Origin of the sequence: Pelobacter seleniigenes DSM 18267 (assembly GCF_000711225.1) — a bacterium.
Lineage (GTDB): Bacteria > Desulfobacterota > Desulfuromonadia > Desulfuromonadales > Geopsychrobacteraceae > Seleniibacterium > Seleniibacterium seleniigenes.
The window spans coordinates 119,997-141,622 of record NZ_JOMG01000005.1; the positions used below are offsets into that span (position 1 = coordinate 119,997).

The 21,626-nt window shown below is 53.5% G+C and carries 24 protein-coding genes and 1 riboswitch; of the genes, 21 read left to right on the plus strand and 3 right to left on the minus strand.

Annotation, left to right across the window (positions count from 1 at the left end; translation table 11 throughout):
* Positions 1-50: 50 nt before the first annotated feature.
* A riboswitch (TPP riboswitch) is annotated at positions 51-156 on the minus strand.
* Positions 157-307: 151 nt separating this feature from the next.
* The 3 genes from N909_RS0121835 to N909_RS0121850 all read left to right on the plus strand — a co-directional run bounded on the left by N909_RS0121835 (position 308) and on the right by N909_RS0121850 (position 1,699).
* Positions 308-631 carry a hypothetical protein gene (locus N909_RS0121835; protein ID WP_029918228.1) on the plus strand — a complete coding sequence of 108 codons (324 nt, stop codon included), beginning with the start codon at positions 308-310 and terminating at the stop codon, positions 629-631.
* Between the two features lie 86 nt (positions 632-717).
* Entirely contained in the window at positions 718-1,023 is a 306-nt protein-coding gene (locus N909_RS0121845) for a DUF3467 domain-containing protein (RefSeq protein ID WP_029918229.1), read from the plus strand.
* Between the two features lie 85 nt (positions 1,024-1,108).
* Positions 1,109-1,699: a DUF3047 domain-containing protein gene (locus tag N909_RS0121850; RefSeq protein ID WP_162179149.1), complete on the plus strand. Its 591-nt coding sequence runs from the start codon at positions 1,109-1,111 to the stop codon at positions 1,697-1,699.
* Between the two features lie 37 nt (positions 1,700-1,736).
* Here N909_RS0121850 and N909_RS0121855 read toward each other — a convergent pair whose 3' ends face one another.
* Positions 1,737-2,789 (minus strand): 3-deoxy-7-phosphoheptulonate synthase, encoded by a 1,053-nt coding sequence (locus tag N909_RS0121855; protein ID WP_029918231.1) that lies wholly within the window; start codon positions 2,787-2,789, stop codon positions 1,737-1,739.
* 235 nt (positions 2,790-3,024) lie between these two features.
* Between N909_RS0121855 and N909_RS0121860 the strand changes: the two genes are divergently transcribed.
* The 12 genes from N909_RS0121860 (at position 3,025) to N909_RS0121915 (ending at position 12,360) form a co-directional block, all read left to right on the plus strand.
* The gene (locus N909_RS0121860; RefSeq protein WP_029918232.1) at positions 3,025-3,312 is read left to right on the plus strand and encodes a YggT family protein; all 288 of its coding nucleotides are present in this window, start codon (positions 3,025-3,027) and stop codon (positions 3,310-3,312) included.
* 24 nt (positions 3,313-3,336) lie between these two features.
* Entirely contained in the window at positions 3,337-3,873 is a 537-nt protein-coding gene (locus N909_RS0121865) for a DivIVA domain-containing protein (protein ID WP_029918233.1), read from the plus strand.
* Positions 3,873-4,184, plus strand: coding sequence for a DUF167 domain-containing protein (locus N909_RS0121870; RefSeq protein WP_029918234.1), 312 nt, complete (start codon positions 3,873-3,875; stop codon positions 4,182-4,184). The genes N909_RS0121865 and N909_RS0121870 overlap by 1 nt, the downstream gene beginning before the upstream one ends.
* Before the next feature lie 64 nt (positions 4,185-4,248).
* Positions 4,249-4,500 carry an FmdB family zinc ribbon protein gene (locus N909_RS0121875; protein WP_029918235.1) on the plus strand — a complete coding sequence of 84 codons (252 nt, stop codon included), beginning with the start codon at positions 4,249-4,251 and terminating at the stop codon, positions 4,498-4,500.
* A gap of 199 nt (positions 4,501-4,699) precedes the next feature.
* The gene (gene folD, locus N909_RS0121880; protein ID WP_029918236.1) at positions 4,700-5,551 is read left to right on the plus strand and encodes a bifunctional methylenetetrahydrofolate dehydrogenase/methenyltetrahydrofolate cyclohydrolase FolD; all 852 of its coding nucleotides are present in this window, start codon (positions 4,700-4,702) and stop codon (positions 5,549-5,551) included.
* A 129-nt stretch (positions 5,552-5,680) separates the two neighbouring features.
* A complete protein-coding gene (locus N909_RS0121885; RefSeq protein ID WP_029918237.1) occupies positions 5,681-6,349 on the plus strand; it encodes a methylenetetrahydrofolate reductase C-terminal domain-containing protein in 669 nt (222 codons plus the stop codon).
* Positions 6,346-7,203, plus strand: a complete 858-nt coding sequence (locus N909_RS0121890; RefSeq protein ID WP_029918238.1) for a methylenetetrahydrofolate reductase — start codon at positions 6,346-6,348, stop codon at positions 7,201-7,203. Before N909_RS0121885 ends, N909_RS0121890 begins: the two co-directional genes overlap by 4 nt.
* Positions 7,204-7,335: 132 nt before the next feature.
* Entirely contained in the window at positions 7,336-8,421 is a 1,086-nt protein-coding gene (gcvT, locus tag N909_RS0121895) for a glycine cleavage system aminomethyltransferase GcvT (protein ID WP_029918239.1), read from the plus strand.
* A gap of 51 nt (positions 8,422-8,472) precedes the next feature.
* Positions 8,473-8,856, plus strand: a complete 384-nt coding sequence (gene gcvH, locus N909_RS0121900) for a glycine cleavage system protein GcvH (RefSeq protein ID WP_029918240.1) — start codon at positions 8,473-8,475, stop codon at positions 8,854-8,856.
* Positions 8,857-8,916: 60 nt separating this feature from the next.
* On the plus strand, positions 8,917-10,272 hold the full coding sequence (gcvPA, locus tag N909_RS0121905; protein ID WP_155006046.1) for an aminomethyl-transferring glycine dehydrogenase subunit GcvPA: 1,356 nt from the start codon (positions 8,917-8,919) through the stop codon (positions 10,270-10,272).
* Positions 10,269-11,720 (plus strand): aminomethyl-transferring glycine dehydrogenase subunit GcvPB, encoded by a 1,452-nt coding sequence (gcvPB, locus tag N909_RS0121910; protein ID WP_029918242.1) that lies wholly within the window; start codon positions 10,269-10,271, stop codon positions 11,718-11,720. The genes gcvPA and gcvPB overlap by 4 nt, the downstream gene beginning before the upstream one ends.
* 187 nt (positions 11,721-11,907) lie before the next feature.
* Complete coding sequence (locus N909_RS0121915; RefSeq protein ID WP_155006047.1) at positions 11,908-12,360, plus strand: hypothetical protein; 453 nt, start codon at positions 11,908-11,910, stop codon at positions 12,358-12,360.
* A gap of 47 nt (positions 12,361-12,407) precedes the next feature.
* Here the strand turns inward: N909_RS0121915 and N909_RS24960 are convergent, their stop codons facing one another.
* On the minus strand, positions 12,408-13,487 hold the full coding sequence (locus N909_RS24960; protein ID WP_029918244.1) for an energy transducer TonB: 1,080 nt from the start codon (positions 13,485-13,487) through the stop codon (positions 12,408-12,410).
* A 111-nt stretch (positions 13,488-13,598) separates the two neighbouring features.
* Here N909_RS24960 and pta point away from each other — a divergent pair, with 111 nt between their 5' ends.
* The 6 genes from pta to N909_RS24965 all read left to right on the plus strand — a co-directional run bounded on the left by pta (position 13,599) and on the right by N909_RS24965 (position 20,110).
* Positions 13,599-14,600 (plus strand): phosphate acetyltransferase, encoded by a 1,002-nt coding sequence (pta, locus tag N909_RS0121925; RefSeq protein WP_029918245.1) that lies wholly within the window; start codon positions 13,599-13,601, stop codon positions 14,598-14,600.
* Positions 14,601-14,642: 42 nt separating this feature from the next.
* Entirely contained in the window at positions 14,643-15,317 is a 675-nt protein-coding gene (gene ftsE, locus N909_RS0121930) for a cell division ATP-binding protein FtsE (protein ID WP_029918246.1), read from the plus strand.
* Between the two features lie 138 nt (positions 15,318-15,455).
* The gene (gene ftsX, locus N909_RS0121935) at positions 15,456-16,352 is read left to right on the plus strand and encodes a permease-like cell division protein FtsX (protein ID WP_084167873.1); all 897 of its coding nucleotides are present in this window, start codon (positions 15,456-15,458) and stop codon (positions 16,350-16,352) included.
* Positions 16,353-16,363: 11 nt separating this feature from the next.
* Entirely contained in the window at positions 16,364-17,515 is a 1,152-nt protein-coding gene (locus tag N909_RS0121940) for a murein hydrolase activator EnvC family protein (protein ID WP_029918248.1), read from the plus strand.
* Positions 17,516-17,576: 61 nt separating this feature from the next.
* Positions 17,577-18,881 (plus strand): S41 family peptidase, encoded by a 1,305-nt coding sequence (locus N909_RS0121945; RefSeq protein ID WP_029918249.1) that lies wholly within the window; start codon positions 17,577-17,579, stop codon positions 18,879-18,881.
* A gap of 50 nt (positions 18,882-18,931) precedes the next feature.
* Entirely contained in the window at positions 18,932-20,110 is a 1,179-nt protein-coding gene (locus tag N909_RS24965) for a divergent polysaccharide deacetylase family protein (RefSeq protein WP_051690046.1), read from the plus strand.
* Positions 20,111-20,120: 10 nt separating this feature from the next.
* Here N909_RS24965 and N909_RS0121955 read toward each other — a convergent pair whose 3' ends face one another.
* Positions 20,121-21,524, minus strand: a complete 1,404-nt coding sequence (locus N909_RS0121955) for a ParA family protein (protein WP_051690047.1) — start codon at positions 21,522-21,524, stop codon at positions 20,121-20,123.
* Between the last annotated feature and the right edge of the window lie 102 nt (positions 21,525-21,626).

A 21,626-nucleotide genomic window follows, 5' to 3' on the forward strand; every position in this document is an offset into this window, starting at 1 on the left:
TTCGATCAAATAAAAAAGGTCACCGCAAAGCGGCGACCGATGATATAGATCGGATTATTTTGCCGCTTCCCTACGCCGGTATCAACCGGATCAGGTTCCAAGGGTTGTTCTGCCCGTTGCAGAACTCTCAGTTTCGTAACACCCCTAGCGAATATGCTTAGAACCTAGCAGGCTGGTTGAGACAAAGTCAATAAGGATTCGCCATGGGCATAAACTTTAGCGGACATATTGATCTTTTGACTTCGTTTCGCGTAGGATGGCGGATTCCGTAAAGGTATTATCTTGAAGAACGAAAGGAACCGTAGTCATGTCGATTTCTGAACGCTACCGGCAGATTTTTGAAGAAATAGAACGAAAAGCCGATCAGCTTTACAATTCTTTGCCCGAAGACACGGCCAAGGCCCTGAGACAGGTAGATCTTGCCGCCGAGGAGATGCAGGATTGGGTAGAGTCTGTCGGGGAGATTCCCCGCGTGCAGTTGGAAACAAAACTTTCGCCGGTGTTGCTGAAAGCACATGGATGTCTGGACCGGGCTCGGGTTCTGCTGGAAAATGCTGACCATCAGAACGCTGCAGCAGAGGTCTGGGAGCTGGAGCAATTGATTTATCGCTTGCTTAATGATTTATGCTGAAATTGATACATCCTCAGGCTCTGCTGGCTGCTGAAAACAGCTTTCGGAGCATGAAGGAGAAGGCTTTCCCTTTGAAAGGCTGACTTATGGAGAAGAACAAGAAGCAAGAAGTTAAATTGGAAATTCAGATTGAAGACGATGTTGCCAACGGCCAGTATATCAACCTGGCGGTGGTCAATCATAATGACAGCGAGTTTGTCATCGACTGCATCTATGTTCAACCACAGGCACCCAAGGCACGAGTTCAATCGCGACTGATCCTGTCGCCGCGGCATGCCAAGCGCCTGCTGCTGGCCTTACAGAACAACATTGAGACCTATGAAAAACGCTTCGGGCGCATTGAACTGCTCGGCCCCGGGCTTGAAGCCTCCGAGCATAAGCCCATACACTGATGCCGGTAGGGAGGGAGCCATGCGCTGGCGGGGGTTGGTTTTAATTGTAATTGGCTGCTTGGTTTGGAGCCTTCCTCTGCCGGTTTTGTCTGCTGAGCCGCTGGTTGTCGCTGATTTCAGTGCTGATCTCAACTCCTGGGACGCCAAGGTCTTTAAAGCTGGCAATCACTATGAAATACAGACCAACGCGGACGGCAACCGGGTTTTGCACGTGCTCAGTCACAACAGCGCCACGGGACTAATCCGGAAAATTGAGTTCGATCTTCATCAATACCCCGTTCTGAGCTGGCGCTGGAAGATCAGCCATACTCTTGAAAAAGGGGATGCACACCGGAAGGCAGGTGATGATTACGCAGCCCGGATCTATGTCATCTTTCCGCACTGGATCAAGCCGCTGACCAGAACCATCAACTATATTTGGGCAAATCGTTTGCCGGTTAACGAGGCGATCCCGAACCGCTATTTTTCGCGGGCCATGATGCTTGCTGTCGAATCAGGAGATCCCAAGGCCGGGCAGTGGGTTACCGAACAGCGCAACCTGCTTGACGATTATCGTCGGCTATTCGGCGAGGAGCCATCCCTCGCCGGGGGGATTGCCATCATGACCGATACCGACAATACCGGCGAAAGCGTCGAGGCCTGGTACGACGATATCGTTCTTCATCCGGCTGATTGAGCAACGGCATTTAGGCACCCACGGGGATGGATTCTCTCTAGGATCTTGCCGCCAATCTTGAGCAGGCATTGAGCAACATTTCTTCGGTGGTCTCCCAGTCAACGCATTTGTCGGTTACCGATACCCCATACTGCAGTTGCTTCAAGTCCTCAGGTATGCTCTGGTTGCCGGCGTTCAGGTTGCTTTCGATCATGACTCCGGTAATGGAGCCAGGCTTTTCAATCAACTGGCCGATGACATTGTCCAGAACTTCCTTCTGCCGGTTGTGATCTTTACAGGAATTGGCGTGGCTGCAATCGACCATGATTGCTGTCGGCAGTTTGCTCTCCGTCAGCATCGCGCCGGTTTTTTCGATGTCTTCCGGGAAATAGTTGGGTGCATCGTTGCCTCCGCGCAGGACGATATGCACATCCGGATTACCTGAGGTTTGCACGATTGATGAGCGGCCTTCATTGTTGATGCCTAAAAAGCTGTGTGGGCGGCAGGCTGCGGACATGGCATCCATGGCGACTTTGAGGTTGCCGTCAGTGCCGTTTTTGAAACCGACTGGAAAGGACAGACCGCTGGCCATCTCTCGGTGGGTCTGCGACTCGGTGGTTCTGGCGCCGATGGCGCCCCAGCTGATGATATCCGACAGGTACTCGGGCGTGATCGGGTCCAGCATTTCACTGGCGACGGGAAGATCCAGTTCGGTCATGGCGCAGAACAGCTGCCTGGCCACCCCCAGGCCTTTCGATATCTGATGGGTTCCGTCCAGGTCAGGGTCGTTGATCAAACCTTTCCAGCCGATAGTCGTGCGTGGTTTTTCGAAATAAACCCGCATAATAACGAATATTTGCTCCTTCACCTTCTTGGCCAGGCCAGCCAGACGGGTGGCATATTCAAGGGCGGCTTTGGGATCATGAATTGAGCAGGGGCCGACTACGGCCATCAGGCGAGGGTCTTCGCCGCGCAGGATCGCTTTGATCGCGGTGCGGCTGTCGCTGACAAATTTTGCTCCGGCAAGGGATAGCGGAAAGACCTGCTTTAATTCAGCCGGGGCAATGATTGGGCTGATATCGAGAACATTGAGATTGTTGGTCTGAACCATGGCGGATCCTTTTTCTATCGCTAGTTAAGTGGACTCTGTATAATCGGCTTGATCGGTACGGGGAGTCGATTTTCGATGCTGCCAGGTAATAAAATCCCTGCCAGAATTTAGCTGTTTTTCCAGTTTAAGTCAAAGTTCAAGGCAGGTTTTGCCGAATCGTTGACAGTAGGGCCCTATTCGTTATAGAAACGGTCAATTATAGGTCATTTATACAACCAGAAAGGTCATTTTGATTATGAATGTATTGATCGTCGCCATTGCCAGAATCCTGGACCTGGCATTTAATATCTACATCTTTATCGTCATTGCCCGCGCCCTTGTCTCCTGGGTCAATCCCGATCCGTATAACCCGATTGTGCGTTTTTTACATAATGCGACAGATCCGGTGCTTTATCGCATCCGCCGCTTATTGCCATTTTTGCAGGTTGGAGGCATCGACTTGTCGCCCATGGCATTGCTGATTCTGCTATCGGTCTGTCAGCAGGTTCTGGCGACGTTTCTCTATCGGCTGGCAGCATATTAAGCCAAAGCGTTTAAGGATTCAGGCATGCGGATAACTCCGATCGAAGTGCAGCAGCAGCGGTTTAAGTCGCGGCTGTTCGGTTATGATACGGCCGAGGTCGATCATTTTCTGGAATTGCTCGCTGAGGAACTGGAGCGGCTCTATAAACAGAACAATGAGCTCAAGGAAAGCCTGGCCAAAACCGCTGATGCCCTGGAACAGATGCGTGGGCGGGAGCGCTCATTGCAGGAGACTCTGGTAACGGCTCAGCAAATGACCGAGGAGATGAAGAACAATGCGCGCAGAGAAGGGGATATCGTTCTTGCTGAGGCGCATATCGAGGCGGAGAGGATCATTCGCAATGCCAATGAGCAGCGCCTGAATCTGCTGAGTGAGATCCAGGATATCAAACGCCAGAAGGTTTCCTTTGAGGTCGGTTTGAGGGCTTTGATTGAAAACCATCTGCACCTGCTGAATATGGATATGCTGCCGATTGAAGAACAGGAGCAACGCCGTCTGCTGCAGACCCGTTTCAGTCCGGAAGAGATTGACGACTCCATTGATGGTTCTCTGGACCCCTGATGAACGCATCCTGGTTTCAGCCGCATGCCGAAGGGGTTGTGGTCAACATTCTGGTTCAGCCGCGGGCCAGCCGCAATGAGCTGGTCGGACTCCAGGGCGACTGTCTTAAAATCCGCCTGACCTCGCCGCCCGTGGAAGGGGCCGCCAATAAAAGCTGCCGTGATTTCCTGGCCAAACTTCTGGGGGTTGGCAAAGGACGGGTCGCTCTTGTGGCCGGGCAAAAATCGCGGCAAAAGAGGTTTTTAATTCTCGATGTTGATTCAGCACTCGTCCGCGCGGTGATCGAACCGATTCTGGCACATGCTTCTTGACAGAGATTTAGCTATTTTATTAACATAAATGATTGTTCGGGATCATTTTTAGGAGGATTAAGTCATGCCCTTGTACGAATATCAGTGTACTGATTGCGGAGCTCGTTTTGAGGTCCGGCAAAAGTTTTCCGACGCTCCGGTGGAGACCTGTCGGGAGTGTGGTGGAACGGTTAAAAAACAAATTTCGCAAAGTGCCTTTGCCCTGAAGGGCGGCGGTTGGTACGATCAGGGTTATTCCCAGAAGGGTACCTGTCCGTCTGCTGCCGGAGGCGGGGGCGAAGCCTGTGCGTCCTGTCCGAAGGCCGTCAATAGTTAGTCATTCAAGTTCGACCCATTGATTCAATCCCCGCCGGGAGAAAATTCCGGCGGGGATTTTTTTATGCCGCTCCGCGCATTTTGGCGATCTTGGCGACTTTACAAACCCAGGTTGCTTTCGTATAGTCTGAACTTTATGGCCTTTTCTATGGGCCGTGTCGATAGCAATGAACAAACAGCAGGAATTTCAGGAGGATGAAGTGGCAAAAATTATTGACGGCAAAGCGATCGCAGCCGATATGCGACAGGAGATTGCCGATGATACCCGCTCGTTGATTGAGCAGGGCGTGACCCCAGGACTGGCCGTGGTGTTGGTCGGGGAAGATCCCGCCAGCCGTGTCTATGTCTCAATGAAAGAAAAAGCTTGTGCCGCAGCAGGGATTTTTTCTGTTGAGCATAAATTGCCGGCAACGACCAGTGAGGTCGAGCTGCTGAATTTGATCGCACAGTTGAATGGCGACGAGCGGATCGACGGGATCCTGGTTCAGCTGCCTTTACCGGATCATATTGATGAGGGCAAAGTGTTGGAAGCGATCTCACCGGCCAAAGATGTCGACGGATTTCATCCCTATAATGTCGGGCGCTTGGTAACCGGCAACCCGCTCTTTCAGCCTTGTACGCCCTATGGCGTCATGAAAATGCTCGAACGGACCGGTGTCGAACTGAAAGGGAAAGAAGTCGTGGTCGTCGGCCGGTCCAATATTGTCGGAAAACCGGTTGCCCTGATGTGTCTGGCTGAGCATGCGACAGTGACAATCTGCCATTCGCGGACTGTTGACCTGGCGCAAAAAGTCGCTGCTGCCGATGTCGTCATCGCTGCGGTCGGCAGGCCGGAGATGATCAAAGGAGAGTGGATCAAGCCTGGTGCCGTGGTCATCGATGTCGGGGTTAATCGGGTTGGTGACAAAAAACTGGTTGGGGATGTTGAATTTGCCGCCGCTTGTGAGCGGGCCGCAGCGATCACTCCGGTTCCCGGCGGCGTCGGTCCTATGACCATTACCATGTTGCTCTATAACACTGTCGAAAGTGCCAAACGGCGGGTTGCCCGCTAATCAGGTGGGGTAAAAACCGCGGGGTCTCCACCCCTGAAAAGCAACGGTTCAAAGATTCGGTTAATTTTTGCCCCTGCCGCCCTGAACCTTCCTGGCACTTTCGACAGACAGTTGAAAGGACGGGTCTGCATGATTGTCAGCGCTCCCAAAGATCGTCAGCGGTTGAAAGAGTTGCTGCGCCCCGATGACCGGGTTTTTCTGATCGGTTGCGGTTCTTGTGCCACGGTGTGCAAGATCGGAGGAGAGGAAGAGGTCTTCGCCTTTCAGGAATGGTTGGAGACGCAGGGGCATGAGGTGACCGGGAGCATGGTCCTGAACGAAGCCTGCCACATCATGCGGGCGGCGCGTGAGCTGCGTCGTTTTCACGGGCAGGTGGAGGAGGCGGATGTGTTACTGGTGTTAGCTTGCGGCGCCGGTGCTCAATCAATATCGGACTGTACTGATAAAGTCGTCTTAACCGGAGTTGATCCGATGTTTCTCGGCAATGTGCGCCGCTATGGGCAGTTTGAAGAGAAATGTTCTTTGTGCGGGGATTGTCTTCTCAACGAAAGCGCCGGGATCTGCCCGGTGACAACCTGTGCCAAAGGCCTTTTGAACGGCCCCTGTGGGGGCATGGCGGACGGGCAGTGCGAAACCGATCACGATCGGGAGTGCGCTTGGGTGCGTATTTATCAACGTTTGCAAGGCCGTGAGCAAACCATTTTCAGCTTGGTGGTCCCTCCGAAAGACTGGAGCCGAAAGTTTAAACCGGGCCAGCACCAACTGCGCAAAACTCCCTCGGCAGGGGGAGACGAATGAGCCGACTTGGCACAAAATTACAGGTCGGCGAGTTCGTCATTACTGCTGAACTCGCACCGCCGAAAGGGGCGGATCCTGAGGCGATCCTGCGCAAGGCTGAGGCCCTGGAAAGGGTCGATGCAGTCAATCTGACGGACAATCAGGGTGCCCGTATGCGGATGGCTCCTCTGGCGCTGGCGCGAATTCTTCTGGAGCGCGGTCATGAACCGGTGCTGCAGGTGACCTGCCGGGACCGCAATCGCATCGCCTTGCAAGCCGATCTGCTCGGTGCTGCAGCGCTCGGCATTGAAAATCTGCTGGTCCTGTCTGGTGATCATCCCCGTTTCGGCGACCATCCCGGCGCCCGACCGGTGTTTGACCTTGATTCCGTCCAGTTGCTCCGTGGTATTCAGCAGCTGCAGTCCGGAATAGACATGGGCGGCAGCCGTTTGCAATCAGCACCGCACTTTTTTGTCGGTGCCTCTGCGGCGCCTGCTGCACAGCCCATGGAACCGGCCCTGTTGAAAATCGTTAAGAAAATTTCCTGCGGGGCGCAATTTTTTCAGACTCAGGCCGTATTCGAACATAATCAGCTTGAAAAATTTATGGGATTTCTGGCAAATTATCGCGTCCCGGTGATCCTCGGGGTGGTCCTGATTAAGAATGTCAAGGTTGGCGAATTTTTGAACAGGCACATTCCTGGTATACAGGTGCCGCCCGATCTGTTAAAACGCCTTGAGGTGGCATCCGATCCGTTGGCCGAAGGGGTGAGTTTTGCTCGCGAGGCGGTCTTTTGGGCGCGTCAGTTTTGCCAAGGAGTCCATCTGATGACATTCGGTCGCGAGGATTTGATTCCGGCAATATTGGCCGACTAAATGTAGTGCGGCCGAGAGGTTTCCAACGGGTCTTTGACCGTTAGCTGTTTTTGAACTGTTGCGTCGGCATGGCCGCCGGCGGGCGACAACATTGTCCCAGGCCTGACAAAATGACCGACAAGGAGCCTGTGTATGAAAAAAACACCGCTCAACGAGTTGCACCATCACCTTGGTGCCCGTATGGTAGAGTTTGGCGGATGGGAAATGCCGGTACAGTATAGCGGGGTCATTGCCGAACATCTGGCGGTACGCCAGGCCGCAGGACTGTTCGATGTCTCTCATATGGGGGAGATTGAGGTCAGTGGCCCGCAGGCGTTCGAGTTTTTGCAGTATGCCACCACCAATGACCTGAGCAAGCTGGTTGACGGGCAGGTCCAGTATACCGCACTCTGTTACCGGGATGGCGGGGTTGTTGATGATCTGACCCTCTATCGCAAAGGAGCGGAGAGTTTTCTTCTCTGTGTCAATGCCGCCAATACCGATAAGGATTTTTCCTGGCTGCAGAGCTTGCAAGCTGACAGCGGGATAGGGGATGTGGTCTTGGTCGACAATAGCCGGGATTATGCCCAACTGGCACTGCAGGGGCCGGCGGCGGAAAAAATTCTGCAGCAGCTCACAGATATCAAGTTGAGCGCGCTCAAATATTATCATTTTGTGCAGGGGCAGGTCGCGGGTCTGGAGATGCTTGTTTCACGGACCGGCTATACCGGTGAGGATGGCTTTGAGCTGTACTGCGCTGCCGACGATGGGGTGCAGCTATGGCAGGCTTTGAGCGCTGCCGGGCAATCGGCAGGATTGGTACCGGTCGGTTTGGGCGCGCGCGATACCCTACGGCTGGAAAAGGGCTATGCCTTGTATGGCCATGAGATCAACGCGGAGATCCTTCCTCTTGAGGCCCGGCTGGGTTGGATAACCAAACTGGATAAAGGGGATTTCTGCGGTCGAAATGCTTTGCAAAAGGCCAAGGATGTCGGATTGAAGCGGCAACTGGTTGCTTTAGCCCTGACCGAGAATGGGGTGCCGCGGGATGGTTATCCGGTGTTTTGCCGGGATCGTCAGGTTGGCTATGTGACCAGTGGGACTATGTCGCCAAGTTTGAAAAAAGGTATTGCGCTGGCCCTGATTGAGACCGCCGTTGCCGAGTCGACAGAACCTTTGTCCATCGGTATTCGAAAAAAGACAGTCACAACAACGAGGACGGCCTTGCCGTTTGTCTAAACCAAAACAACTGCCCTGAGAGGGCCTCTTTTTACTTTTGAGGAGGATGTGATGGATTTTCCTGATGATTTGAAGTACACGGAAGAACACGAATGGGTCCTGGTCGAAGATGATATCGTAACCATCGGGATAACAGACTTTGCCCAGGAACAGCTTGGTGATGTGGTCTTTGTCGAACTGCCTGAAGTCGGCGATGATCTGGAAGCTGGGAAAAGTTTTGGCGTTGTCGAATCAGTCAAGGCCGTTTCCGATATTTATGCGCCAGTCAGTGGGGAGGTCGTCGAAATTAATGATGAACTCCCTAACGAACCGGAGATCATCAATAGCTCTCCTTACGATGATGGCTGGCTAGTCAGGCTGAAGCTGACCGATCCGGGTGAACTGGACGATCTCATGGACGCCGATGCCTACCAGGAATTTATCGAGCAAGAATAGAGACAAGGCGCCTGTTTAACGGGCGCTTTTTGTTTAATAGTTAATCCATTACCTTAAGGGGTGGCCATGCGTTACCTTCCTCATACCGATGCCGAGATCCAAAATATGCTGGATACTATCGGGGTCGGCTCAATCGATGAACTGTTTTCCGGTATTCCGCAGAACTGTCGACTTCAGCGTGACTTGAATCTGCCGGCCGCAAAATCAGAAGCGGAAGCGATGGCGCTGCTGAGGACGCTGGCTGCCAAAAATGCCTGCTCGGACCAGTGGGATACGTTCCTCGGTGGCGGGGCCTACAATCATTTCAGTCCGGCCGTGGTTGATCATCTGGTGAGCCGGAGTGAGTTCTATACTGCCTATACTCCGTATCAGCCGGAAATAAGCCAAGGCACCTTGCAGGCGATATTCGAATTCCAGACCATGATCTGCCAATTGACCGGGATGGATGTGGCCAATGCCTCTATGTATGACGGCGCTTCGGCTTGTGCTGAGGCCGTGCTGCTGGCTGTCCGGACCGGGCGGAAAAGGCATCGGATCCTGCTTTCCGGGGCGCTTAACCCGCAGTATCGACAAACTGTCGCAACCTATTGCCAGTACCTTGATGTGGAACTGGTCCAGGTTCCGGTGGCCGCTGGTCATACCGATCTGAAAGCACTGGAGTCGATGGTCGATGACAGCGTGGCCGCCGTTGTCGCAGGATATCCTAACTATTTCGGACAGATCGAAGACCTTGCTGCGATCGCGAAGGTGACTGCCGCTGCCGGCGCACGGCTTATCGCCGCCGTCGCGGAACCGCTCGCGTTGGCCCTGTTTAAATCTCCCGGCGAACTTGGTGCCGATGTAGTGGTCGGTGAAGGACAAAGTTTCGGGATACCCCTTTCTTACGGTGGTCCGGGGATTGGTTTTTTTGCCGTTAAAAACAGAGATATGCGAGCTTTGCCCGGCCGGCTGGTTGGCGAGACCGTCGACCTGGATGGCAAGCGCGGTTTTGTTCTGACCCTGGCGACCCGGGAGCAGCATATCCGTCGGGAAAAGGCCACCTCGAATATCTGTTCCAATCAGGGGATGTGCACCCTGATGGTGGGTATTTATCTGGCCCTGCACGGCAAGCAGGGGTTACGCAAGCTGGCTCAGGTGAATTATGCCAAGGCGGCCTATGCCAAGTCCCAGATCGCCGCGCTTGACGGCTTCGAAATCGCTTTTGCTGGGGAGCACTTCAATGAATTTGTCGTGCTCTGCCCGGAACCGGTTGCGGCATTGAAAACTCGCCTGGAGCAGGAACAAATCCTGGCCGGGATTGCCTTGGGCCGGGATTTTCCCGAACTGCCCAACGGATTGCTGGTTTGTGTGACGGAACAGAACAGCCGTGAGCAGATTGATCGTCTGGTCAATGCTCTGGCAGGAGGTCAGGCATGATGAATACTGATGGGCGCGGTCTGGTTCTTGATGAAAAACTGCTCTTTGAGCAGTCCCAGCCCGATCGAATCGGCTACAGCATCTCCGAGCTTGATGTTCCTTCCGCAACTCCGCAGGAAAATTTGCTCAGGGATGAGATTGAGGGTTTCCCGGAGCTGTCGGAAGTCGATGTCGTCCGCCATTATACCCGGCTTTCCAGTTGGAATTACGGCGTTGACAGCGGTTTTTATCCCCTTGGCAGTTGTACCATGAAATACAATCCCAAAGTCAACGAAGCCGCTGCCCGGTTGCCCGGGTTTGCCGGAATCCACCCCCAGACTCCGGAAGCTTTGAATCAGGGGGCCTTGGAGCTGATGTATCAGCTTCAGCAGGCGCTCGGTGAAGTCTCCGGCTTCCCCTGCCTCACCTTGCAACCGGCTGCCGGAGCCCAGGGCGAATTCACCGGTATGCTGATGATTCGAGCCTGGCATGAGGCCAATGGCCAAAAGCGCCATAAGGTCATTATTCCAGACACTGCCCATGGGACCAATCCGGCCTCGGCCGCCTTGTGCGGCTTCGAAGTGGTCACCGTGGCGACCGACGGCATGCTCAGCAAGGAAGCCGTGGCTGCTGTGTTGGATGATGAGGTCGCTGCGCTGATGGTGACCAATCCGAATACGTTGGGGCTGTTTGAAAAGGATATTCGGGAGATTTGCGAACTGGTCCATGCCCATGGCGGTCTGGTCTATTGTGACGGCGCCAACCTCAACGCCTTGATGGGGATCAGCCGCCCCGGGGATATCGGCATCGATGTCATGCATTTCAACCTGCATAAAACCTTTTCCACGCCGCATGGTGGCGGCGGGCCGGGTGCCGGGCCGGTGGGCGTGGTGGAAAAACTGGAACCGTTTTTGCCTTGTCCGGTCATCGTTAAGGATCAGGAACAGTATAAATTCGATTATGAACGGCCGCAGTCCGTTGGCCGGGTGCAGTCGTTCTACGGCCACTTCGGTATTCTGGTCCGGGCCTACAGCTATATCCTGGCCATGGGCGGGGAAGGGCTGAAGCGTGCAACCCAGTTGGCTGTCCTCAATGCCAATTATATTCGTGCCCGCCTCGAAGGTGTCTATGACCTGCCGAACCCGCAGCGGTCATTGCATGAGGTGGTTTTTTCCGAAGCTGCCCTCGGGAATGGCTGTCATACCCTGGATGTTGCCAAACGCCTGATCGATTACGGGTATCATCCACCGACCATTTATTTTCCCCTGGTGGTGCGGGGGGCGCTGATGATTGAGCCGACGGAAACCGAGAGCAAGCAGATCATAGATGAATTCTGTGAGGCCATGCTGGCGATTGCCCGGGAAGCGGAGCAGGAACCGGAAAAACTGCGCAATGCTCCGACCAGGGCCCGGGTCAGGCGGCTTGATGAAGCAGCCGCGGCGCGAAAACCGAAATTACGCTGGATGTAGCAAGTTTGCATTGTTGAAGATTAAAGGCCGGGGACAGTGTAATGTCCCCGGCAGGGTTTGCAAAGTCCTCGGGGATGGGCTTTCCAGCCATTTTAGTCGTGCCCTTCCTCGTTAACCCCTCTCCCGGCGCTTGCCTTTACTGATGCGTGCCGGGAATCCGGTTTCAGCCAAGGGAAAGACCAAAGTTATGTTTCGATATGCGTATACCCTTTGTGGGATCCTGCTTGCGACTCTGCTCACCACCCTGTCTTATTTTTTCAATCTGGACCTGTTTGACCGGTTCGCCCATTTGCTGAAACAGCTGGAACATCTGGAGATCGATGAAATCCTGGTCGCTCTGGTCATCATTCTGCTGTTTTTTCAGATCGATGTGTTCCGCAAACGCCATGAAACCGCAGTGGAAAAGGAAAAGGTGAAGATTTACCGGGCAATGTTGTTCGGGATGCACCATATCCTGAATAATTTTTTACAGCAGATGCAGTTATTTAAATGGACTGCTGAAAAAACGCCCGGTTTTGATCCTGACGTCCTCAAGCTTTATGATCAGGTGATCGCGGAGACCACTCAGCAGATTCAAGCCATTGGTAATGTCGGTAAAATCGATGACGAAGATATTCGGCAATCGGTGTTGCCCAAATAGATTGAGTCACTCGACGGAAGTGGGGAGGAATGGGCGGATTGTTTTGCTCAGCGCCCGTAAATAAAGCGCCCGGTCAGGTTGTAGCTGAAATAGGCCCTGATTTTCAGCTGTTCATGTGGATAATAACGGGATAGCGGTCCAAACGGAGCTGCCCGGTAAATCGCCTGGATTGCCTCGTAATCAAGCAGGTCTGAACCGCTGGTCTGCTTCAGGTCGACATCGAGTAGTTCTCCTTCCTTGTTGACGATAATCAGCAACTCAAGGGTTCCCTGTTCTTCTTTTCTAAGAGCTTCAGCCGGGTAATTCCAGACCCGTTCGACCCGATCATGGAAGCGGCGGAAAAAAGAAACCAGCAGGTCGTTTTGCAGATTCAGCCATACCGTATCGCCGATTTCCACATCATCCCGCTGTTTCATCCGGTTGCGCTGGCCAAGTTTGCCTGCAGCGATTTTCCCAAGGGTATCGGCGTCCGGGAGTAATTGCTCGGGCGATAAGTTCGGGACGGTCGGCGGCAATGGTTTCGGCACGCCGGCTTCTTGAGCAGGTTCATTTTGGGTTGACGGTACGAGCGGCTCAGGGGCAGGGGGCAGCTGCGGCTGAGGTGGTGCCTGGTCCGCTTTCAATCGTGGAATCCCCGAACTGGAGGGGCGGCTTCCGGTCACCGGCGCTGACGGTTTGGCCGGCTGCGGGGGGCGGACGGTATGCCGTTGCGGCAGCGGCGGCTTGACCGTGGTCTCGTCCCGGACATCATCGGCTAACGGAGCCTGCTCTTTGATGACCTGTTGGTCGCGATCTGCCCGCTCCGCCTTTTTAGGCGGAGGCGTCAGTATTGGAGTAGGAGGGCTGAAAGGGACCTGATCAAGTTCGTATCCCTCAAGCTTAGGTTTTTTTTCGTTGCGAGGAATGTCGACCAGGCGCACAATTGTCGGTTGATGCTGCTTGATTTGGACATCGTCGGTTGTTTGAATCAATGGCAGCATCAGGACAACCAGCACATGCAGGACCAGAGAAACCAGCAGACAAATGATAAGCAGGTGAGAGCGTATTGAGCTGCGCGACCTGGAAGAGTTGAAATCGTTCATAGGCAGATGATTATAGCCGGAGTTGTCGGCAACGGCCAGTTCCATTCGCGTTTGCCGGGAAAAATGATTGACCCTTGCTTTTTCAATTGGGTATAACGATACGCTGTGGTTAGTAATATACTCAATAAATTTCAGATAATTCTATAGGAGGAACGTATGCACCTTGTAGAGCAGATTAAAGCAAAAGCCCGCGCCAACAAACAGACGGTCGTGTTGCCGGAAGGCTATGACGACCGGATGATTCAGGCTGCGGCGCTGATTGTCGCTGATAACCTTGCCGATGTCGTATTGCTCGGCAATCAGGATGCCCTTAAAGCCAAGGCCGCTGAGCTGGGCGTGGTTCTGGACGGGGTTACCCTGGTGGATCCCAAGTCTTCTGAACTGCTTGCTGGTTACGCTGATGAACTGGTTGAGATCCGCAAGAAGAAAGGCCTCAGCCGCGAAGAGGCTCTGGCTTTGTTGACGGCTGATGACAACCTCTTTTTCGGCGCCATGATGGTCCGTAAAGGAGCTGCCGGCGGGGCTGTGGCCGGCGCTTTCAATACCACCGGGGATGTTTTGCGGGCCGCTTTTCAGGTGGTTGGCACCGCTCCCGGTATGAAAACGGTCTCTTCGGTCTTCCTGATGGTGACCAATACCCCTGAATTTGGTGAAAACGGGGTCATGTGTTTTGCAGACTGTGCCGTCAATCCCAATCCCGATGCCCAGGCCCTGGCTGAAATCGCCGTCAGCACTGCTGCCAGCTGCAAAAGTTTCCTCGGCGCCGAGGCTCGTGTGGCCATGCTCAGCTTTTCGACCAAGGGCAGCGCCAGCCATGATGATTGCAACAAAGTGATTCAAGCCCTGGACATCGCCCGCAAGCTTGCTCCGGAACTGGCCATCGACGGTGAGCTGCAGGCTGATGCCGCCCTGATTCCGAGTGTTGCCAACAAAAAAGCACCGGGTTCGTCTGTCGCTGGCAAAGCCAACACTTTTGTTTTCCCGGATCTGGATGCCGGTAATATCGGTTACAAACTGGTGCAGCGGTTCGCCGGAGCGGAAGCTGTCGGTCCGATTATTCAGGGGCTTGCAAAACCGGTGAATGACCTGTCCCGCGGGTGCTCGGTTGAGGACATCGTCAGTGTAGCCGCAATCACCGCAGTTCAGGCCCAAGGCTGATTTTTACGGCATACAGCAGAGAGGGTCGACCGCTGAGCAGTCATGATCCAGCTATTTAACGTTACCAAAAGATATTCCAGCGACTCGGTCGCGATCAAGGATCTTTCTTTGCAGATCCCCAAGGGGGATTTTGTCTACGTTACCGGAGCGTCCGGAGCGGGGAAAACAACCTTTCTCCGGATGCTCTACGCTGCTGAAAAACCGACCCGCGGTCAAATTCTCATCGACCGGCAGAACGTCACCCGCATCCGTAGTCATCAGATCCCTTACCTGCGCCGAAAGATAGGCGTGGTCTTTCAGGATTTCAAACTGCTGCAGAGTCGGACCGTGTATGAAAATGTTGCTTTTGCCCTGGAAGCTCAGGGGAAGAAGCGCTTTGAAGTCAGTAAAAAAGTTTATCAGGCTCTCAAAGAAGTCGGTTTGGAACATCGCCTCCAACGCAAACCGCTGGAATTATCCGGCGGTGAACAGCAGCGCATCGCCATTGCCAGGGCGCTGGTCGTCGATCCCCTGATCCTCCTTGCCGACGAACCGAGCGGCAACCTCGATAAAGCGGTCACCCTGGAAATTATGGAACTGTTCAAACGGGCCAACGCCCGCGGAACAACCGTGTTGCTGGCCACTCATGATCATGATCTCAATCGGCGTTTTCCGCGGCGGGTGATTACTCTGGAAGAGGGAAAACTGATTGGCGATCAGCAGCCTCTTCAGATATAATCCGCACTGTCTTATCTCAGTAGCAGCTTGTCATAAACGCGGAGACTGAACAGGCTTCTTTCCGGACGGAACAACTCGGTTGGTGGTTTTGAACCTGGCTCCAGAATATTCATCAAGATTCACCCGGAGGACCCGGTAGTGCTGGAAAGAATACGCTATTTCATATTCAGGGCTCTGCGCAATATGCGGCAGTGGCCCTTTCTGTGCACGGCATCGATCCTGACCATGGCGGTTGCCCTAGCAACGGTCGGTAGTTTTTTCCTGGTTGTTGTTAATGTGGAGCAACTTGCAACCCGCTGGACCAAGGAGATTCAGGTCATCGCTTATCTGAAGGCGCCGCCGGCAACAGCGGAGCTGCCCGAACTCATCAAGAAAATCAAAACCTTTCCTGAAGTCACTACGGTCGCCTATGTCTCTCCCGCGGAGGCCATGACAAGGTTCCGGGAGCGCCTTGGCGACGAATCCGGTTTACTGGACGGCATCAGCGATAATGTCCTGCCGGCATCCTTTGAGATAGGGGTGCAGCAGGAGTATCGCACCCAACAGGGAGTCAGTCAGTTTGTTGAGAAACTCGAGAATACCTTGAATCTCGATGACCTGCGTTATGGTCAGAAATGGCTGGAACGCTTTACCAGTTTTGTGCAGATGTTGCGATTTGTCGGCATTGTGCTGGGTGGATTCCTGCTTCTTGCCGCCCTGTTCATCGTCTCCAATACAATTAAACTGACCCTCTATGCGCGCCGCGACGAACTGGAAATCATGGCCCTGGTCGGCGCCACCATGCGTTTTATCAAGGTGCCCTTCATGCTCGAAGGAGCCATTCAGGGATTTTTGGGTGGCCTGCTGTCCCTGCTTTTTCTGGCGCTCTCTTTCTCCTTTATCATTGCCCGCAGTTTAAATTCCTTTTGGTTGACACCTGCCGATTTCGAGCTACTGTTTCTCAGCTTTAGTCAGCAGTTGACTCTGGTTTTGTCGGGAGTTCTCCTTGGGACCCTGGGCAGCCTGTCATCGTTGCGGCGCTTTGTACGTCTTTGAGCGGATTCAAAATGCGCTGTCTGGTTATCTTTATCTTTCTGTTTTTAGCTGCCGCGGTTATCGTCGACGCTGCGGACCTGGACGAAAATCGTCTCCAGCTTGACAAGATTAAATCCAGAATAGAACAGGCGCAGAAAGCTCTGGACAAAAAGAGCCGCACAGAACTTGATCTTAGTCGCGAACTGGCTTTGCTTAAAAAGAACCTGGATCGTATTGAGCAACGAATTGTCCAGCTGAGAAAAGAACAGGCCGCTCTATCTAAAAAAGCGCAAAACCAGCAAGCCAAGATCAACGCCAGCCAGCAGGTGGTCAGAACCAGCCGGCACAATCTGGAAAAACGATTGGTTGCGCTTTATAAAGAAGGGGATGCCGGGGCATTGAAAATCCTTTTTTCAGCCGATTCGCCGACGGAAATGGTTCAGCAATATCATTATTTGACCCTGGTGTTGCAAGAGGATGTTGCCTTGCTGGATGATTATCGTTCGGCGTTGGAGAATGAACGCCAGCAATTAGCCCACCTCGAAGCTCTTGAAAAGAGTAAGGCCGTGCTGTTGGCCAAAGAACAGGAACAAAAGAAGGTGGCTGATGAGGCCAGGCAGTTGCAGGCGCAGCTGCTCGGGCAGGCCCGCGCCGACAAACAGCAACTCAGCAGTGAACTGGCCGCGCTTAAGGATAGAGAACGGCGACTGAAGCAATTGGTTGAGCAACTTGAGAGCCGTGAGCGGGAAACAGCACCTCCACCATCGGCCGGAGTCGGCGCCGGTAGTTTTGCCGTTGGCCAGGGCAAGCTTGGTTGGCCGGTTAATGGGCGGGTCATCATCGGGTTCGGTACCCAGAAAGACAGCAAGCTTGGGACCTTTTATGAAAGTAACGGTATTGAAATAGCCGTTAGTCCAGGCACACCCATTCATGCAGTGGCGACCGGCAAAGTGGTCTTTGCGGATTATTTCAAAGGCTATGGAAATTTGTATATTCTCAGTCATCCGGGGGGGTATCATACCCTGTATGCTCAGACCGATCGGATGCAGAAGAAGCTTGGGGACCATGTCGCTGCTGGTGACCTCCTTGGCTATAGCGGGTTGGCCGGTCGGGAGAGCATCTATTTCGAAATACGTTCCAAAGGGTCGCCGGTTAATCCGCTGACTTGGTTGAAAAAAAGATAAAGGTCAATAGTTTGCAGTTTGCCACCAATTTATTTTCGACCTTGAAAAGGAAGTGAAGTAAATGAAAAAGAATTTCATGGTGAAGGCCATCCCGGTCCTGCTGTTGCTGTTAGTGCTTGGTTGGGGCAGCAATTCAGCCTGGGCAAATGACCAGGAAGATTATCAGAACCTGGAAATCTTTACCGATGTTCTGTCTTTGATCCGGAACAGTTATGTCGATGAGATCGATACCAAGCAGCTGGTTTATGGCGCGATTCGGGGCATGCTGGAAACCTTGGATCCTCATAGCAGCTTCCTGACGCCGGACATGTTTGAAGAAATGCAGGCCGATACCCATGGCGAATTCGGTGGATTGGGATTGGAGATCACGATCAGAGATCAGCGTTTACAGGTGGTTTCTCCGATTGAGGGGACGCCGGCTTTCGTAGCGGGGATCAAGGCCGGAGACCAGATCATTGCAATTGATGGACAGCCGACCCAGGATATGGAGATCATGGAGGCGGTCGGCCTGCTGCGGGGACCCAGCGGCAGCGCCGTTGAGATTACCATTGCTCGCCCCGGCGAAAAGGAGCCCCTGCATTTTTCCATCAAGCGTGCCATTATCCAGGTGGAAAGTGTCAAAAGCCGTGCGGTTAACGGTCATTACGGCTACGCACGGATCTCGCAATTTCAGGATCGGACGGTGGACGAGCTGAAAACGCAGCTGGAGCAGCTTCGCCAGGACGCCCCGGGTGGCGCCCTGCCGGGTTTGATTCTTGATTTGCGGAATAACCCAGGCGGTCTGCTTGAGCAGGCGGTTGCGGTCAGCGACCTGTTCCTGAACAAGGGGCTGATCGTTTATACGGAAGGCCGGGAGGCCGAATCCCAGTTCGAATTCAGTGCCCATGCCGCTGGAACAGAGCCTGATTATCCCCTCATCGTCCTCATCAATGGCGGTAGCGCCAGTGCCTCCGAGATTGTTGCCGGAGCGTTGCAGGATCATAGCCGTGCGATCATCCTGGGGGAACAGAGCTTTGGTAAAGGATCGGTGCAGACGATTATTCCGCTCAGCGATAAATCCGGTCTACGGCTGACAACGGCCCGCTACTTTACCCCATCCGGAAGGTCGATTCAGGCCTTGGGGATTACTCCGGATATTGTGGTTCCAGACCTGCCTGTAACGCCGCCCGAGCAGAGTGAACCCGGCCTGCGTGAAGCGGATCTGCAGAATCACTTCCAGCCGGCCGTCAAACCGGCTGGGCAACCGGAGAACGATTCTGCCGAGGTAAAGAGTAGCCCGGAAGAAAAAGGTGATTACCAGTTGCAACGGGCTCTTGATCTTCTCAAAGGCCTGGAAATCCTGCAGCGGGGCAAAGCCGCAGCCTGATGATAAAACAGATGATAGTGAATTTGAATCCAGCCTTGGTTTGATGAGATATGGCACCTAAAAAAACAGCAGCACGGAAAAGAAAAACAGCGCGTAAAAAAACACCTAAAAAAGAGTTCAGCCAACCGCTACGGATTCTGTTTGCCAGTGTTTTTCTGCTGGCCTTTGTGGCAATTTGTCTGGCCCTGCTGGTCGGCCTCAGGGAAAAATACCTAGCTAAACCGACCTTGGTCTATGAGGAGCCGGTGCATAAGGTCGAAAGTCAGCAGCCCGCTACTTATCAGGATGTCTACAAATTGGTTGAAAACCAACTTTTGAACGGCCCTCATTCCATGGGCTGGCAGAAACTGCCGGACGAGGCCGGGGTGCAGGTGCGCAAAATATTCGGGGATTTTCCTTCAGCCTTTTTCCTGGCTGAATTGAACTCGCATATCGATCACGCCGGCGGAGCTGCTCGATTGGCGGTTGATCCCGACAACGGTACGATCCGGCTATTCTGGCAGGATATATTGAAGCTGGAATTGCGCTATCGGGTTCCCGCGCCGGTGGCTGTGTCGCAGCGGGGCCGGATCGCGATTATTATGGATGATATGGGCGGCTCTACTGGAAAAGCCAAAAAGCTTCTCGAGATTGATCTGCCGGTCACTCCGGCGATTCTACCCGGATCGAGTCGGGCCGTTTCTACGGCAGCCTTATTGAAAGAAGCGGGGCGCGAATTTATGATCCATATGCCGATGCAGCCACTCAGCTATCCGCAGACCAATCCGGGGAATAATGCCCTGCTAGTTGATCAGTCCCCGGAGCAGATTCGTCGTATTGTCAGATCCTATATCGAGGAACTACCCGGCGCAGTGGGTGGCAACAATCACATGGGATCCCGCTTCACGGAAGAGACCGGACCGATGCGCACCGTTCTGGAGGAGTTGAAACAACACGGGTTTTTCTTCATTGACAGCCGAACCATCGGCAATTCGGTGGCCTTTACGGAGGCGCGTAAGATGGGCCTGAAAACGGCGACACGCAATATTTTTCTGGATAATGAAGAGAATGTTCCTTATATCCGCGAGCAAATCCGCAAAATGGTGAGCCTGGCCGGTAATAATCGTGAAATTATCGCAATTTGCCACCCTTATAAAGAGACCTTTGAAGCTCTACGTCAAGAATTACCCTGGCTGAAACAGCAGGCTATCGAATTTGTTCCCGCATCCCAGCTTGTCCATGCCTATTGAGAGGTAGCGCTTATTGTTCTTCGGAGCGTCGTGCCAGATTGGTTTGAGCCGTTGTGAACATGGCCAACAAGTCGTGATAAGCGGACTGCTCGAGGCATTGCAGCGGCTCAGCTCCGCAGCGATACGCCAAAATAAGCTCTTCCGCCGGATTCTCCAGATCGTTTTGTTCCCCCAGGCTGAAAAGTTGCGACAGCCCGGGTTTCCCGCGGCGCTGAAAGAATCCTGGGTCCTTTAAGGTGATTCTACGTTCCGACAGAATTTTTCCCCGATGATCCAATCGATAGATACTGGCCCGTCTGGTGTCCTCTGGTTGGCGTTGCAGGCGCAGCAACAGGCTCGCTGTCTCATCGGCCCCGACCAGAAGTTCTTTAAGCAGGGGTTGTTGATCTCTGCCGCTTAATTCCGGATAGCAATCCTGAATCAGCAGCTTTATAAAACAGTCATCCTCAATGTAACCGCTGGCCGTTCCGGTGTTGTTTTGGAAATACCAGGCATGGGGCCAAACACTGTCACTGGGCAGGGGGGTGTCGCAGCAGGGGCAGCAGGGATGAAGGTTTTTGAGGCGACGCTGCAATGCTTCCTGCTGTATTTGGGCCTGTTCAAACAGGTTATTCGAGACTTCATTCAGCCGTAACGGACCCTGTTCAAGATAATCCAGATACACCTGGCGGGCCAAGTGAGTCAGTTGCAGGTGCACTTCCGTTGACCGCGCATGGGTCATGACCGGGAATATCTTGCCGGACGGATTGGTGGCCAGGGACTCGACTTTCGGGCTTTTGGCCACATAACCTTCAAAACAACGATAGCCCCGATTGATGGCATAAGCTTTCAACAGTTGATATGAATTGCGAAACGGCCCGTCGAAACGAATCCTGGTGTCGATCAGGCAGGGAAGAATTTTTAAGAGCGCTTTCGGGCGCTTATAGGCGATCAGGAACTCCGCCAGATGGCGGCAGTTTTCCAGGGACGGCGCGTCCTTGATCGGAACAATGATCCGGTCAGCGGCATACAGGGCGTTGCGAGTGAAAATATCCAGGGTCGGACTGGTGTCGATAATCACCAGGCCGCTTAAACTGCTGCGGCTCATGGCCTGAGCCAATTGATCGACGGAATCAACCGCATATTCCGGCTCTTGCAGGTTTTCGCAGGAAGGGATGTAGTAGATTCCGTATTGACCGAGGGAACTGAGCATCCCTGGATCCTGGGCGGAAAAAATTTTGCCGACATGATGAGTGCTGTCCGGCTTGGTGATCCGGAACATGCGATCAATGGTGAAATGATTATCGAAACTGAACAGGGTAATCGGCAGGTCCTCCACCAGTCCCTGCAAATAAATAGCAAGGTTGGTGGCCAGGGTAGTTTTGCCAACACCGCCTTTTTCGCTTGCAATAACAATGATATAGGGTCGCGCCATGAAGTCTCCGCGGTGGATTGGGGAGGTTCTGCCCGGGTGTGTTTGAACAACGGTGGTATGATATCGCCTGACCGGCAGGAAGATTTCGCCACCGCCTGCAAA